Origin of the sequence: Desulfotruncus arcticus DSM 17038 (assembly GCF_900113335.1) — a bacterium.
GTDB classification, from domain to species: domain Bacteria; phylum Bacillota; class Desulfotomaculia; order Desulfotomaculales; family Desulfallaceae; genus Desulfotruncus; species Desulfotruncus arcticus.
Genome location: NZ_FOOX01000018.1, coordinates 102,742 through 117,897 on the forward strand (window position 1 = coordinate 102,742; position 15,156 = coordinate 117,897).

The 15,156-nt window shown below is 43.2% G+C and carries 17 protein-coding genes; 8 read left to right on the forward strand and 9 right to left on the reverse strand.

Going from position 1 to position 15,156, the window contains the following annotated elements:
- Positions 1-247 precede the first annotated feature (247 nt).
- The 7 genes from thiC to BM056_RS20250 all read left to right on the forward strand — a co-directional run bounded on the left by thiC (position 248) and on the right by BM056_RS20250 (position 7,639).
- A complete protein-coding gene (gene thiC, locus BM056_RS20220) occupies positions 248-1,543 on the forward strand; it encodes a phosphomethylpyrimidine synthase ThiC (protein ID WP_092473852.1) in 1,296 nt (431 codons plus the stop codon).
- 557 nt (positions 1,544-2,100) lie between these two features.
- Complete coding sequence (locus BM056_RS20225; RefSeq protein ID WP_092473854.1) at positions 2,101-3,216, forward strand: TRAP transporter substrate-binding protein; 1,116 nt, start codon at positions 2,101-2,103, stop codon at positions 3,214-3,216.
- Between the two features lie 62 nt (positions 3,217-3,278).
- A complete protein-coding gene (locus BM056_RS20230; RefSeq protein WP_165613628.1) occupies positions 3,279-3,788 on the forward strand; it encodes a TRAP transporter small permease subunit in 510 nt (169 codons plus the stop codon).
- 5 nt (positions 3,789-3,793) lie between these two features.
- Positions 3,794-5,104 carry a TRAP transporter large permease gene (locus BM056_RS20235; RefSeq protein ID WP_092473858.1) on the forward strand — a complete coding sequence of 437 codons (1,311 nt, stop codon included), beginning with the start codon at positions 3,794-3,796 and terminating at the stop codon, positions 5,102-5,104.
- 20 nt (positions 5,105-5,124) lie between these two features.
- Positions 5,125-6,045 carry a CoA transferase subunit A gene (locus BM056_RS20240; protein WP_238456569.1) on the forward strand — a complete coding sequence of 307 codons (921 nt, stop codon included), beginning with the start codon at positions 5,125-5,127 and terminating at the stop codon, positions 6,043-6,045.
- A 16-nt stretch (positions 6,046-6,061) separates the two neighbouring features.
- A complete protein-coding gene (locus BM056_RS20245; RefSeq protein WP_092473864.1) occupies positions 6,062-6,913 on the forward strand; it encodes a CoA-transferase subunit beta in 852 nt (283 codons plus the stop codon).
- A 339-nt stretch (positions 6,914-7,252) separates the two neighbouring features.
- Positions 7,253-7,639, forward strand: coding sequence for a recombinase family protein (locus BM056_RS20250; protein WP_165613629.1), 387 nt, complete (start codon positions 7,253-7,255; stop codon positions 7,637-7,639).
- A 30-nt stretch (positions 7,640-7,669) separates the two neighbouring features.
- On the opposite strand, the gene BM056_RS20255 is transcribed toward BM056_RS20250, so the two are convergent.
- From BM056_RS20255 to BM056_RS20275, 6 genes are all read right to left on the reverse strand, one after another.
- Positions 7,670-7,855, reverse strand: a complete 186-nt coding sequence (locus BM056_RS20255) for a hypothetical protein (RefSeq protein WP_092473868.1) — start codon at positions 7,853-7,855, stop codon at positions 7,670-7,672.
- Between the two features lie 66 nt (positions 7,856-7,921).
- Positions 7,922-8,239, reverse strand: a complete 318-nt coding sequence (locus tag BM056_RS20260; RefSeq protein WP_092473870.1) for a zinc-ribbon domain containing protein — start codon at positions 8,237-8,239, stop codon at positions 7,922-7,924.
- A gap of 156 nt (positions 8,240-8,395) precedes the next feature.
- Positions 8,396-9,301 carry an RluA family pseudouridine synthase gene (locus BM056_RS20265; protein ID WP_092473872.1) on the reverse strand — a complete coding sequence of 302 codons (906 nt, stop codon included), beginning with the start codon at positions 9,299-9,301 and terminating at the stop codon, positions 8,396-8,398.
- Between the two features lies 1 nt (position 9,302).
- Entirely contained in the window at positions 9,303-9,545 is a 243-nt protein-coding gene (locus BM056_RS25885) for a hypothetical protein (protein ID WP_131820802.1), read from the reverse strand.
- Between the two features lie 174 nt (positions 9,546-9,719).
- Positions 9,720-10,364, reverse strand: a complete 645-nt coding sequence (locus BM056_RS20270; RefSeq protein WP_092473874.1) for an RloB domain-containing protein — start codon at positions 10,362-10,364, stop codon at positions 9,720-9,722.
- 3 nt (positions 10,365-10,367) lie between these two features.
- Entirely contained in the window at positions 10,368-11,669 is a 1,302-nt protein-coding gene (locus tag BM056_RS20275; RefSeq protein ID WP_092473876.1) for an AAA family ATPase, read from the reverse strand.
- A 91-nt stretch (positions 11,670-11,760) separates the two neighbouring features.
- Between BM056_RS20275 and BM056_RS20280 the strand changes: the two genes are divergently transcribed.
- Positions 11,761-12,168, forward strand: a complete 408-nt coding sequence (locus BM056_RS20280) for a hypothetical protein (RefSeq protein ID WP_092473878.1) — start codon at positions 11,761-11,763, stop codon at positions 12,166-12,168.
- Here the strand turns inward: BM056_RS20280 and BM056_RS20285 are convergent.
- From BM056_RS20285 to BM056_RS20295, 3 genes are all read right to left on the reverse strand, one after another.
- Entirely contained in the window at positions 12,163-12,843 is a 681-nt protein-coding gene (locus tag BM056_RS20285) for a class I SAM-dependent methyltransferase (protein ID WP_092473880.1), read from the reverse strand. The two genes, BM056_RS20280 and BM056_RS20285, sit on opposite strands and share 6 nt — an antisense overlap.
- Before the next feature lie 81 nt (positions 12,844-12,924).
- Complete coding sequence (locus BM056_RS20290) at positions 12,925-13,764, reverse strand: arginase family protein (protein WP_092473882.1); 840 nt, start codon at positions 13,762-13,764, stop codon at positions 12,925-12,927.
- A gap of 66 nt (positions 13,765-13,830) precedes the next feature.
- Positions 13,831-14,664: a class I SAM-dependent methyltransferase gene (locus tag BM056_RS20295; protein WP_207648230.1), complete on the reverse strand. Its 834-nt coding sequence runs from the start codon at positions 14,662-14,664 to the stop codon at positions 13,831-13,833.
- Between the last annotated feature and the right edge of the window lie 492 nt (positions 14,665-15,156).

Below are 15,156 nucleotides of genomic sequence, written 5' to 3' on the forward strand. Positions count from 1 at the left end.
GAGAGTGCGGGAAACACCCGCTTACCCTGGAACCTGAGCGCTGATCGGCGCTGCCTGTATAGCACAGGTACTGGATAATACCAGCGAAGGGATGTGATGTTTTTCTTTGTGTTTAACCGCATTTCCTTTGGGACTGCGGTTTTTTGATTAACCGTTAACTATAAGCGGGGGAATAATATGGACCGTATATTAGCATCAAACTTCAGGTATTGGTAACGTGTTCAGGTAAAAAAGGAGGATAAATTTTATGTCTTACAATACTCAGATGGAGGCGGCCCGAAAAGGGATTATAACACAAGAAATGGAGTCCGTTGCTAAGAAAGAATGCATTGATGTTGCAGCGCTCCGGGATCTCATTGCCCAGGGCAGTGTTGTTATTCCGGCCAACATTAACCATGCCTCCCTGGAACCCTGCGGCATTGGCCGGGGACTGAAAACTAAAATAAATGTTAATCTGGGAGTTTCCAAGGACTGCTGCGATTTTGCATCCGAGATGGAAAAAGTTCGTTTGGCTGTTGCCATGAAGGCTGACGCCATCATGGACTTGAGCTGTTTCGGCAAGACAGAAACATTCAGGCAAAAGTTGGTTCAATCCTCACCGGCTGCTATAGGTACGGTTCCGGTATATGACGCCGTGGGCTTCTATGACAAAGAACTTGAAGATATCAGCGTGGAAGAATTTCTTGGCGTTGTGGAAAAGCATGCCCGTGACGGTGTGGACTTTATGACCATTCATGCCGGCATTAACCGGGAAACCGGAAGAAGGCTTAAAAATAATCCCCGCCTCACCAATGTTGTTTCCAGGGGCGGGGCGCTGCTCTTTGCCTGGATGGAAATAAACAACAGGGAAAACCCTTTTTATGAGTACTTTGACGACTTGCTGGAGATCTGCCGCCGTTTTGATGTAACCATCAGCCTCGGGGATGCCTGCCGCCCCGGCAGCATCAAAGACGCCACCGACGCTTCGCAAATACAGGAATTGATCGTGCTGGGCGAGTTGACCAAAAGGGCCTGGGAGAAGGATGTCCAGGTATTGATTGAAGGCCCGGGACATATGGCCCTAAATGAGATAGCGCCCAACATGCTTCTGGAGAAAAAGCTCTGCCACGGCGCCCCGTTTTATGTTTTGGGTCCGCTGGTCACCGATATTGCGCCGGGTTACGATCATATCACCAGCGCTATCGGAGGCGCCATTGCCGCCGCCAACGGCGCGGATTTTCTCTGTTATGTCACTCCGGCGGAACACCTGCGCCTGCCTACATTGGATGATATGAAGGAAGGAATTATCGCATCACGAATTGCCGCCCACGCGGCTGATTTAGCCAAGGGAGTACCGGGGGCACGGCAGTGGGACGATCAAATGAGCGAAGCCAGGCGCAATCTTGATTGGGCTAAAATGTTTGAATTGGCCATTGATCCTGAAAAGGCCCGCCGTTACAGGGCCGAGTCCCAGCCTGAAGCGGAAGATTCCTGTACCATGTGCGGCAAGATGTGTGCCGTGCGAAATATGAACAAGGTTTTAAGCAAAGTCAATATCATATAGAAATGATCCATCCATTTCCAGGCAAGCGGATTGATTAAGCATTAATTCTTCATGCCGGGACAACAGTTGCCGGGTAAGGTAAAATTAAACGCCCTAATCCAAGTGAAAGATTCAGCTAGCAAGCCGGGGGAGTATGTTTTATACTCCCCCGGCTGTATTTTTGGGAACATTGACCAGGAGTAAATTGCTTTAAAGAGATGCAACCTGTACGGCCGCCCACCCGCCCGCCAGATTAAACAGCACTCAAGCCCATGCTCAAAAAAGTCAAGAACCTGTGAAGATACGACGTCCTAATTATCGTCGGGTTATAATCTGTTACAACATTTGTTTTAAATTGAAACATAAGATGAATGCCGTTTGATCAAATTTGTTCGGCTAGTCCTATATTAAGTACTTAGTCCAAAAAAATCACAATTGGCATACAATTTGCAAAAGTTAAAGCAATTAAACTCTTTTTAAAATTGTACAAAACCTGGTTTTTCAAACGAGGAGGTGGAAAAAAGCTTCTAATATTAGATTTACTATGGGGAGTTATAAAAAAAGGGGGATTTATAAAAGTGCAAAAAAGATTGGTGTTTTTTCTCATTGCAATGCTGGCTGTTGTTACCATCTTAACCACAGCTTGCGGCAACTCCGGCAACAGTAACGGAAGCTCTGATTCCAACCAACAAGCGGCTGAAAACAAAACTTATACACTTAACCTTAACTGTTCTTATCCTCCACCCACCCATGAATGGGAATCAAAATACATCGCTCACGATGAATTCGCCAAGCGTGTAAGTGAAGCCACCAACGGGCAGGTAATAATTAATATCTTTTATAACAGCCAGCTGGCCCCCAACGATCAGGCGCTGGACGCATTAAAGAAAGGCGTTATTGACATGGAAAGCTCAACCTCTTACTGGGGCGGCACGGTTCCTGAATCCGACGTCATTTGGCTTCCCTTCTGGAGCAAAGGTCACCAGCATGCCATGCACGTAATGCGGGAAACTAAAGTTGGCCAAATGGTTGAAGAGGCTTATCAAAAGCAAGGAGTAAAATTATTGTTTTACTGGCCTGTCAGTATTGAAGGTTTGATTTCAACCAAGCCAATTGCTTCATACGACGATATAAAAGGCATCAAACTTCGCATGGGGTCTTCCATGTGGCCAACCTGGTACAAGTCCATGGGCGTGACACCGATTAACATTGATCCAACTGAACAATACGAGGCAATGATGAGAGGAACCATGGATGGGACCATCTACGTTCTTTACAGCATTGATACTTATAAATTCTACGAAGTAGCCAAAAACCTGACGCTTCCCGGCTTTATCGACCCATTCCTTTGCTACGTATTAGTTAACGAAGATAAATGGAACGCTTTGCCTGAAGACCTGCAAAAAACTATTGAGCAGGTGGCTGCCGATATAGAAAAAGAAGCAATTCAAGGTTCGGAAAAGCTTACCGACTCCATTTTGCAAATGTGTGATGAAAAGGGTGTAACCGTCAGCAAATTGAGCAAAGAAGACTTCAATAAGTTCAAAGAATCGGCTATGCCTTTGTGGGATGAATTTGCCGCCAGAAATGCCAATACCGCGGAAATGGTTAATCTCCTAAAAGACGACATCCAACAATGGGAAGCCCAAAATCCCGACTCCAAAAACTGGGAAGAAAGATGGTTGTCCCAATAAGATTTTAGCCCAAATGATGTAACAGGGTAATGCCCTGTTACATCATCACGGAGGTATTAATATTGAATTTATATAAAAATACAGTTAAAAAATTAAATGAACTTATCATGTGGATTTGTGGAATTTTAATTTTATTTATGGGGTTTTTAATTACAGCCGATGTCATACTGCGTTCCACCATGAAATATTCTATTCAATGGGCTTTTGCCATGGATGGTTATATCTGCGCAACGGTTGCGCTGCTGGCCGGAGGGTATGGCCTACTGGCCCGGCAGCATGTAAAAGTCGATATATTTTACGCGAAATTTACCCCCCGGTTAAAAGGTATCATTGATATTTTAACTTCTTCCCTGTTGTTTCTTTTATGCGGTGTTTTTGTTTGGATTGGCTTCAACACCTGCCTTGAGTCCCTTGCAGCGGGCTACACCACCCAGGGCGTAATCAATATTCCCCTTTTCATTCCCCAACTGCTGATACCGTTAGGTGGTCTATTTCTAGGGCTGCAGGCAATAGTGGATTTAATCAACAACATTAAACTAGCTCTCGGCAATACAGTTGATGAGGAGGACTAATTGCAATGGAGCCATCTTTATTGGCATTGATTCTTTTAGGTTCTTTATTACTTTTTATGGGCTTGGGTGTTCCGGTAGCTTTTGCACTGGGCGGTCTTTCTTTGGGCATAGGGTATTTCCTATGGGGAGGCACTGCCGGTTTTTATGCGGTTACACTTGGTTCCCTGGGGAAGCTTACCAGCTTTACGCTAACCTCCATACCCCTATTCCTGATGATGGCAGCTGTTTTGCGGTTTAGCGGCCTGGCCGACGATATGTACGAAATGATCAATCGCTGGATGGGAAAATTAAGAGGCGGACTGGCTATCGGAACCGTGATAATTTCCGCCATCTTCGCCGCCATGGTCGGCATCAGCACCGTTGCTACCGCAACCCTTGGCTTAACCGCCCTGCCTTCAATGTTAAATAGAGGTTATAATAAAAAACTGGCTGCCGGAGCGATTTGTGCCGGCGGAGCTCTCGGCATCATCATTCCACCCAGTGTAATCATGATTATTTATGCCAGCGAAGCCGAGGTATCCGCCGGACAAATGTTTTTTGGCGGCATTTTGCCCGGTATTTTAATGGCCGTGTTATTTATTGCCTATATCGCTTACAAATGCATAAAAAATCCGGCAGACGGACCGCCCTCGGAGGAGAACTATACATTTGCTCAAAAAATGGAGTCGGCAAAATCCGTAGGGCTGCCGATGTTCATAATTTTACTGGTCCTGGGCGTAATTTACCTTGGCATCGCAACGCCTACCGAAGCGGCTGGAATCGGTCTGGTGGGTTCAATCATATGTGCTTTTATCAAACACAAAATGAACGGGGAAAATCTTAAAAAAATGCTGATCATGGGTGTTGGAGTCAACTCCATGGTATTTTGGATTATTATCGGCGCAGTTGCTTATTCCCGCCTGGTTACCATGTCCGGTGTCGGTCAATGGTTCAGCAGTCTGGTTACAGAAATGGATGTAAACAGGTGGGCTATATTGATCGGCATGCAGGCTATCTTTTTTATCCTGGGCATGTTTCTTGATCCAGCAGGAATCATCCTGATTACAGGCCCGTTTTTCTTACCGGTAGTCAGTGCCCTTGGATTTGATCCGCTATGGTACGGCATATTGTTCGTTATTAACATGTGCATGGCTTACGTGACACCACCTTTTGGTTTTAATTTATTTGTAATACGAGCTGTTGCACCTTCGGGCCTAACCATAAGCGATATTTACTCGGCAATCTGGCCCTTTGTCGGAATTCAGGCTATTACCCTGTTGGCCGTAGCACTGTTTCCACAACTGGTTACCTGGTTGCCAAACCTGATAGTCAAATAGGATAACTGGGGGGTCATATCTTGACGGTTAATAAAGTGACAACTTTACCCGAAGCAGTACAAGGGCTGGTCAACGACGGTAATACAATCGCCCTGGGCGGAATTTTATCTCGCGAACCGGTTGCCTGCAGCTATGAGCTGATCAGGCAAAACAAAAAAGATCTTACCATAATTGTCGATAGCCACGACGAATCAGTTGAATTACTGCTGGGAGCAGGGCTGGTTAAAAAAGTTGAGTCAGCTTATGTATGGGTCGGGGTAATCGGAAGCGGATTAAACTTTAGAAGATCTGTTGAAAAAGGTATCCCCCGGCACGTGGAGGTCGAAGACTACACCAACCTGGCCATCGGCATGCGCTTTTTGGCGGGGGCGCTGGGTGTTCCTTTTCTTCCGGTTCTATCCATGTCGGGATCGGATATCCCAACATATAACGATAAAATAGTTACATTTAAGGACCCCTATAAGGGCCAAAATGTCAACCTCGTACCCGCGGCGGAACCGGATGTTGCCTTTATTCACGTACAGAAAGCGGATAAAATGGGCAACGCTCAGATTTGGGGCATGCTTGCCAATGATATAAACATTGCCCGCTCGGCTAAAAAAGTAATCTTAACCTGCGAGGAAATCATCCCCACATCTGAAATCAGGAAGATCCCCAATATGACCCAGATACCTTTTTATTGTGTGGATGCTGTCGTGGAATTACCTTTCGGCGCGCATCCTCTTGGAGTTGCGGGGTATTACTGGCTGGATACGCCGTTCAGAAAAGAATGGCTTAAAGCTTCCCGCTCACAGGAAGGTTTTAACGCCTGGCTGCAGGAGTGGGTTTTTAGCTGGGACAATTTTGAAGAATACTTGCGGAAATTAGGTTCCGACAGACTGGCTAAATTGCGGAAAATGGAACGGGACAATTACCAAATCCCGAGAATAGAGAACTATTAGAAGGAGTGTCAAGGCAATGAACTATACTACACAGGAATTTATGGTTTCCGCATGCTCCAGGCTGATCAAAGACAACGAATGCGTGTTCATAGGAGTAGGTATTCCACTATTGGCAGGAGTTGTAGCCAGCAAGATCCATGCAACCAATTCCGTATTGATATATGAAGCCGGAGGAGTCGGAGCCGTCAGCCGCAGGCTTCCGTGGAGCATTTCTGATAATGCAACCACCGATAACGCTCTTGTTGCCACCGAATTATGGAGGGTTCTTGGTGATGTACAACGGGGTTTCATTGATGTCGCCGTTATTGGTGGGGCACAAATTGATAAATTCGGGAATCTTAACACTACAGTCATTATGGGTCCCGGGAACTCGTATCAAAAACCTAAATCGCGTTTGCCCGGTTCCGGCGGAGCTAATGACCTTGCTTCATCAGCTAAAAGGGTGCTGATAATAATGAAGCTGGAAAAAAGAAAATTCGTTGAGAAGCTCGACTATATCACCAGTCCCGGATTCATTACCGGCCGTGAAGCAAGAGAAGAGTTTGGGTTAAAGGGCGGAGGTCCTGAAGCTGTAATAACCAATAAGTGTATCTTTAGATTTGACCCTTCATCCAAAGAAATGTATTTAGATGAATTATTCCCCGGTGTAACCGTAGAAGAAGTAAAGTCCGATGTCGGCTGGGAGCTTAAGCTGGCTGAAGATATAAAAACAGTTAATCCACCAACCGCAAAAGAAATTGAAATTATGCATAAAATAGATCCGCTCGGCGTGGTTCTGGGCAGCAAAAGCGCCCAGGGAAATCAGTCATTTGATGAATATTATGAAATAATGAAGAAATGTTATGAATCTATAGCATTATTACTGTAACAGTTGGTCTTTCCGATGCGGCCCTGATGAATATTGGGGCCATTCTTATTCTTGCACCTTTTTCGCACTTTTAAGCTCATCTGAAGGTTCGGGTCTTTTCCCGCCTCCTTGAATACACTATTGCCACGAGAATATTACTGACGGCAGCAAAACCAAAATATAACTGGCCAAAATGACCGCGATGGCCCCTATGTATAATAATTGTGATATAATTAACACAGAGGTGATTAACCCATGCGAATGCTGGAACTGAATAAAGGTGTTTGAAAATTAATGGGTTATATTTTTACTTGGGATCCAAAGGAAACAAATAAAGTCGCAGAAACGAGGAGTGGAGATGTGTCAGACATAATTAACATGAGCGAAAAACAGATTAAAGCAGTAACCTATGCTGTTGCCCAATGCCGAGTTTCTGATGAATGCCCGAAACAAAAAAACGTAAGCCTACCGGCTCAAAAATCCCGCATTGAGAAATACGCCAGTGACAACAATATTGTAATTTTAAAATGGGGATTTATTGACCATTCAGACTATAGGGTGGAAAAAGATAAAGGATTTGTTAATTTACTTATCTATGCTATTAACGAACCAAAGGTTACGCATTACCTGGTAGATGAAAAAGACAGATTTGCCCGCAACCGATATGATCGTGTAGTTTGTGAGGAAAAACTCCGCCTGGGTAACGTTAGGCTAATTGGAGTAAGTGAACCCGATTATTATGCTTAATTAGCAAAACCTTCCCGAAGGAAGGTTTTTTTATTGATTTTTATTCTTATTTTTTTGAAAACACTCAAGGCATATCATATCTTTATCAATATCTGGTTGAAATGGCAGAATAAATTGTTTACCGCATAAACAACAACTTTTAACGAATGTTTTTGGTTTATATGATCTGTCTGTTGTGTTTTTTTTCTTATTCGAAGAGCGATTATTTTTTGCCATTAAGCCCCCTAATAGATATAAGGAGCTCATTTTTAAAAAGCTCCTTAATCATAAATCATATTTAGTCTATCGGTAAGATCCAACTCTTCGGTTTGAAGCTAATTTCTGGTAACAATCCCTGCAATATACAGGTTTATCTTGGCTGGGCACAAAAGGTACGGTCGTTTCCTGCCCACAGTTTGAACAGATTACTGAATGCATTTCACGTCTGTTTTGTGAATAATTACTACCACGATTAGAATTCTGCTTGCGAAGTGCACGGCATTCAGGGCAGCGTCCTGGTTCATTTGTGAATCCTTTGTCAGCAAAGAATTCCTGCTCAGAAACACTGAAGGTAAAGTCCTGACCACAATCACGGCATGTTAAAATTTTGTCTTGAAACATTAAAAAACCCCCTTTAAAATATTACCTAAAATCCTCAGGCTTGGTACAATGACTAATTCTCACCAAAAGAATTTTCGATAAGAAGGTTTTTGTTTCCAGACCTAATGAACTTGTAGAAAATAATTCTATCACATATAATTATTTTTGTAAAGCATGTTATGGAAAAAACTTTCTTAAACTTTTTAACTCATGGATTAAAGATGTCATATCGGCTGGCAGAGGGGCCTCCAGTTGCATGTTTTTCTTTGTGACAGGATGGTTAAACTCCAGATGCCAACTATGTAAAGCCTGACGATGTATCAGCTCTAAACTACCCCCATATAGCTCATCTCCCATTAAGGGATGACCGAAATGTCTCATATGAACTCTTATTTGGTGGGTACGGCCTGTTTCTAACCGCAATTTGACCAGACTGCCGCTGGCGAAACGCTGTATTACGGTAAAATGAGTGATCGCTTCTTTACCCTGAGATGTTACCCCAAAGACAAGGGAGTCATTATTGGGCCATCCGATAGGGAAATCAAGTATTCCAGAATTCATAGTTATTCTGTTGTGCACCACTGCCAGGTATTCCCTCCGGCATATGCCTTTTTTCATTTGCTCAGAGAGTTGATGACAGATGTAACTGCTTTTGGCGATTAAGATAACTCCAGAAGTATCTTTATCCAACCGGTTGACCGATCTGAATTTACTGTTATGTCCTTGCAGCTGCCAATGGTAAATAACGCCGTTAGCCAAGGTGTTCAGAACATGATAGGAAAGCGGGTGTACCAGCATGTTGAATGGTTTGTTCACTACCAGGATATGTTCGTCCTCAAAGAGAATATTTAATGGTATGTCCTGGGGTATTACCGGTTGGTCATTATCATCCTGAAAATTTACCCGTATTAAATCACCTTCTTTTACCAGCGAATTTAAACGAACTGCTTGATCGTTCACCATAAGTCCGGCACAGCGTTTAATCCTTCGTATTTCACCACGGGAAAATTTCAGATGGTTCTTAAGTATCTGTGAGACTTTTTGATTATTATTATCATTTGTTACCTTGTATTCGATGTGCATTTTATTTTAGTACACTCCATTTAAGCGGTGGCAGCGTAAATAGCGTGGCGTACCTACTCACCGAGCGCTCAATAATATCACTGTTGAGCGCGTCGAGGAACCACCGGAGCAGGCCCCCGGTGGCAAGTACCGCACTGTTATTCCGCTGGAAAGTTGATTGTGAGTGGTAGTTCCTCTTCCGGTTACATTGTTCTGTTTTCCTTCCATCACGAGGTCGCTCAGGTTGGTTTTCTTTTTCTTTCATGCCCAAGCAAGTCGTTTCAAAGAAAATCCAACCCGCTTTTTAGATCTGCTTCAATGCCATCCCGATCAATTTATCTCCATAATCTGCCATAAACAGCAAAATATTCATCAGACCATCATCAGCCGCAGGTTGTTCAGCGAAAAACATACACACAGCTTAAAAAGTTGTACTTTTTTATCTTTTCAATTCGATTAGAAATTCAATAGCCTCATGTACCGTCGTAAATGTGTGCGTTCCTTGATACAGCCAGCAGTTGCGTTCATCGGTATCCTCCAAGGTTGGCAGGCCGTCATCTACTAATGAAATAAGCGTCCATTTTCCGTTTTCGATGGCCGTCCCGTAGTGTTTGGCAATCTCGCATGTGGAACCGTAGTCACCCTTTTCATAAAATGGCACACATCTTTTCACCCGGTCTTTAATACGCTCTTTGTCAGCCGGAGACGCAATTGCAGGTGCTGTACGCTCGAAATGCAGGAGCATCCAATACTCCATACAAGCCGTTGTCATGAGGAGACGAACCTTTATCTGACACTTGCGTAGCTTTCGCAGTTCTTTGATAATCTTATAATTTCTCTCCCAGTGCACAGCCTTTTCAAGCTCGGTGTCAAAGAAAAACCAGATTTCATCTGTAACCTCGGCGTTGTTTCGATACTTTGGGCTATTCTTGAACATATTTTTCGCTTCCAAAAATAATCCAGAATTGGAGGGAAAGCGTATCACAGCTACATCCTCAAACGCAGACTTAAGGTATTTCGTGTAGGCCTGTTCGCTTTCTCCTTCCCAGAACACAAAGATCAAAGGCTTAATTCTTCGAGCCAACGGCTACACCTCCTCTGTTTCAAGGATTGGCGCAGCACCGTACTTGCCGGCTAAATAACCTTTGCGGATATTCTCGTCAGGATGAGGAGAAAATTCAGTAATGCTATAAAGTTCCGATGCTCCAGTTTTTTTGTCTTTATCCACAAAATAAATCTGATCCCGGCGCAGCACCTCCATGTTTAAAAGCTCTGTGTTATGCGTGGTAAAGACAATCTGCGCACCGGTTTTGTTGCTGTTTTTGCTTTGATAGCGTGCCACAATGTACTCCACAAGCAGGGGGTGCATTTCCTTTTCTATCTCATCTACAATCAAGATACCGCCACTGGACAGCGTTTTTTCTATGGCCGGAGCCAGCGCCATCAAATGTTTTGTACCATCCGATTCATCCGCAAGCTCTAGTGGATAGTACTTCATATCACCTGCATTGGACACGCCGTAATGCAGCGATGTAGCTTTTAGCTCACTAACCCGCAGCCTCGCTTCAGCCTCATTAGGGGCGCTCGATAAGGCTTTCATCAAGTTTTGCAAAGCAGATTTAACATCATCCGGCAGATTATCCGGAAGTTTCTCTTGTTTTGACAACTCTTTGTTACTTATCTCAAACTTCATATCCTGAATGCCGAGATCTGCCTTTTGCGCTGCAGAGACAATTGCCTTTAGCATACCGGTGTCTTCGGCATGCTGGATAATTTGATTTGGAATATCTGTGTAATCCCGCGAAAAGATAACGCTTTCACGAAACCACTTCATCGCCGCAATACATGGCTTATAGTTCATTGTACAGGATACTGCAAAATAGAGCTGGTTTGAGGCAACAGCATCACTGATCATCTCTTTTTTCTTCTTCTCAGCATCTATAGGGAATGAGAATTCCTGAGCCTTTCGCTCAAAAATGGTTGCCTTCTGTCCCTTGGGACTGTGATACAGATATTCCGTTATAATTTTTGTTTTAGTAGCAGAAAAGCCGTAGACATACTTGATGCCATCCTGCATGTAGGTATATTCAAATGATGTGGGTTCATTTTGCGAAAAATCATTTAAAGAAAAAGGCTGTACAGGTATGGACGCCTTTTCATGCTGCGTCCGCTGGGCATTGCGCACAAACTGTACGCCCAACCAAAAGGCACGAATCAAGTTGCTCTTGCCGCCGCCGTTCTTCCCATAAATCGCAGCCGCAGGCAGCACATTCTTTGCCCCATAGGGAATTAAGCTTTCTTTGTATTCCTTGCGGCCTGATGCCACCATGGATAAAACGGCCGCATCCCGAAACGAACGATAGTTGGCAACTTTAAATGTAATAAGCATAAAATCACCTCTTATAATATAAGCATACCCGATTTTTAAATAAATACAATCGATATTTTAGAAAAACATAAAAATATTCTTTTAATTTATTTTGTTTTTTGATAAATTAAAAACCTACACCTCTTTAATACAGGAGCAGGTTCTTTTATTTTTTCATTATTATTTTATACAATTTAATAAAGAGAAAGGTTTAAGTTATACGCAAGAACATATCCAGAAATTTAACCTTCCTGTGGTTACGATTCTCAACGATCAGACTGAGCATAAAAATTTATTGTTTATGACTACGCTTGGGTTTCTAATATGCCAGATAATGATACCTACCTTCCAAAATGACACACCTGGATACATTTGGCTCGGTAAACATTTAGGATCGTCGAGAGTTTCATTTTTTATGCACATGGTTATAGATGCTATCATCGGTTTTTTTGTTGCCATTGGTGTAGGATTAATGGTGCGTAAAGATAAGCAAGATTATTTCTGTAAAAGTAACTTATGATTTTATAGCATAAAAGCCGGCCTGCATATACGAAACCCACAATACTTCGCAAAACCCAAACCCGGTTTTCCGCAACAGGTGCCGGTGTTCTTCCAGGGTAATGGGGAAAAACTCGGTGTTAAACCTCATCAGGTGTTTTTGAACAGATTCCTCACTCTTACCCTGAGCCAACTGGAACCTTTTCCATCTCTCCAACCCGATTTGAACTCCCTTTTCAGAGTTGGGTCTTATGTTTTCAAAAGTAACAAAAACACCACCGTTTTTCAGCATGCGGAAGCAGTTTTCCGTGGCCTTTCTCCTTGATTCAATATCGAAATAATGATGGCTCATTACGGCTGTGATAACATCAATGCTTTTACCGGGCAGGTCCAGTTCCAGGGTGCCGGCCGAACCGGCAAACCTTACCCTGTTATTTCCGGCCAGTTTGGTTTTGGCTATATTGAGCATATCAACGGATGGGTCTGTCAGAATAAAAGAGGTATCCTTAAATTGCTCCAGTGCTTTCATCGCCAGGGTTCCCGTTCCACACCCGGTGTCCAGCCACACACTCGGAGCATCATTATATGCTTTAACTAAATCAATTATTTGATCATGAAATAAAACATATTCCGGAATTGTCTGCCTAACCTGTTCGTCATACACTGAAGCCATGTGCGGCGTTTTGTTGTCATTCATAAAAATCCCTCTTTGCCTTTGCTTTTGCATCGTGAGATGAGCTATTTTATATGTCTTGTCCCTGAGAATTTGGATAATGGATTAAAGTTCTCGTGCTATTTGAATAATGGGTTCTAATACATTTAGCTTCTTTTCATCAATCTCGATGTTTTCAACGAGGCTTAAACCTATTACATCCCAGCGTTCCATAATATCTTGCAAAATAGAACTAAGTTGTTTGATTCGTATGCCATTTAAAGCTGGACACTTCACACCTGCAAATTCACCAGGATCAAGTACATCAAGATCAATATGTACATATACTTTTTCAATTTGCCTAAATTGTGAAACCAACCTTTTAGGGAAACCATCTGTCATTTCGCCAGCAGCCATTACCGGAATACCTGTGTTTTCAATGTATTCTTTCTCCGGAGGGTCTAAATCGCGTACCCCCAGGAGCGCTACATCCTTTGAAGATATGGACGGTATCGGCAATTGAAAACCAAAACCTGTTCCCCCCTCAAGTAGGCAACGCAAGGCCATGCCGTGGAATAATTGACTGGGAGAACTTTCCGGGGTATTTAAATCTCCATGAGCATCAAACCATAGGATTCCCAGGCGGCCATGCATCGTACGCAGGTAACTGATAACAGCCACATCCACATCACACCCGCCCCCTATGGTTACGACTCGGGAAGGCTTTTTATCCTGCAGCAATGTAAGCGCATTCAATAATTGTTTCTCAATCTGTTCAAATCCAACAATGGCGTTTTGTTTAACTAACTCACCTTGCCTGTCAACTTGAATCATGATCGAAGGGATTTGAGGGGAAAAGAAATCCCAAAGGGCAACCGTGCCATCAAAAAGCTCAGGTGCATATCCGGCCCCTTGCCATTGTGGATAAAAAAGAGCAACTGTGTTCGTTAAATTATCTTTTGGCATATAATCCCCCAATCTATAAACTTTTTTTAGCACTACTTAACATATTATAAATACCTCATTCTTTGGTTATTTGCAGCAAGAGCCCGTCTTTTTTAATGATACCGTAATCCAATCACACTGACTGTTATATGGCGCCCCGGCCAAATCGCCCCAGACAGTGCCCACATCAAATCCTGCTGATTCCACCACAGGAGTTAACGTTTCAAGTGAATAATCATGAAACCAACAACGATAGGTTGTTGTGTTTCCTCCCTGGTCAACCACAATATACTGATCCAGCCAAATATCATTATCCGGATAGTCAAAACCCATTTCAAGAACTAAATGCGGCCCTGGCCTCCAAAAACCACTTTCATTAACGTACCAGTTATTTTTCAAACCATCCTTCACGCGAAGCTTTCGTGTTGAAACGTCCATCAAAAATATTCCCCCCGGTTTCACAGCACGATAGATCTTCGCCAAAAACAGATCCCTGTCATCATCCGGCAAAGTACAGAACTCACCAAAAACTTGCAAGACGGCATCATACTTACCTTCATCCTTAAGCTCTAAAAAGTTCATGCACCTGTATTCGATAGATAGATTTTTTTGTTTGGCCTGTTTCATGGCATGGGACAGTACCGCCTCTGATTGGTCTATCCCAACCACCCGCATTCCCGCTATCGCCAGACGCTCGGCATAAAGGCCCGGACCGCAACCCAGATCCAAAACCCGGTCTCCCGGTTTTATCAATCCTTTTTCCAACCAGAATTTAACCGTACCTTCTATTGTTTCAATCTTGTGGCTTGCAGCATCGATATCCGGATTCAAATGAGCCTCCAGCATCCGTTCGGAAATATATTCTTCCGTCCAAATGCAGGAATTGCTTGACTCGAAAATTGGAGGTTTTTTTATTCTCATTAAAATTTCTTGTAAGTCAAACATAATAATCTCCTGTTGATATAATAAACCGGCTTCATTACTTACTTATTTTTCAGAGTGCGCAAAACTGATTTTGCATGTGCCAATAATACCGGCGCTATCTAGCAACTACGTGTACTTATTTATGACTAACCTCAACATCCCGGAGAAACCCCCTATTATTAGAGTCTATATCCCATAATCTCTTGATTTCATAGAATTACATAAAATAGTACTGTGGGATTTAAACTTTCCATGATGGACGGCGGCCTTGACAGCCCTAAGGGCTGTAGTGTGTGTTAATTACCGATGGGCGGCTCCGAAAACATGTAATAAGCTTACCGTTCCATCGGACTTAATATTATACAACAGCCCTCTTAACGGGCTATCAAGGCTACCCAAAGGCGCCTAGTACTAAGGCCCAAGGGTTCCTCAGGGACTCACCAAAAACATGACTTTATTAAACCTTAACAATAAATGGTTTCACCTTGC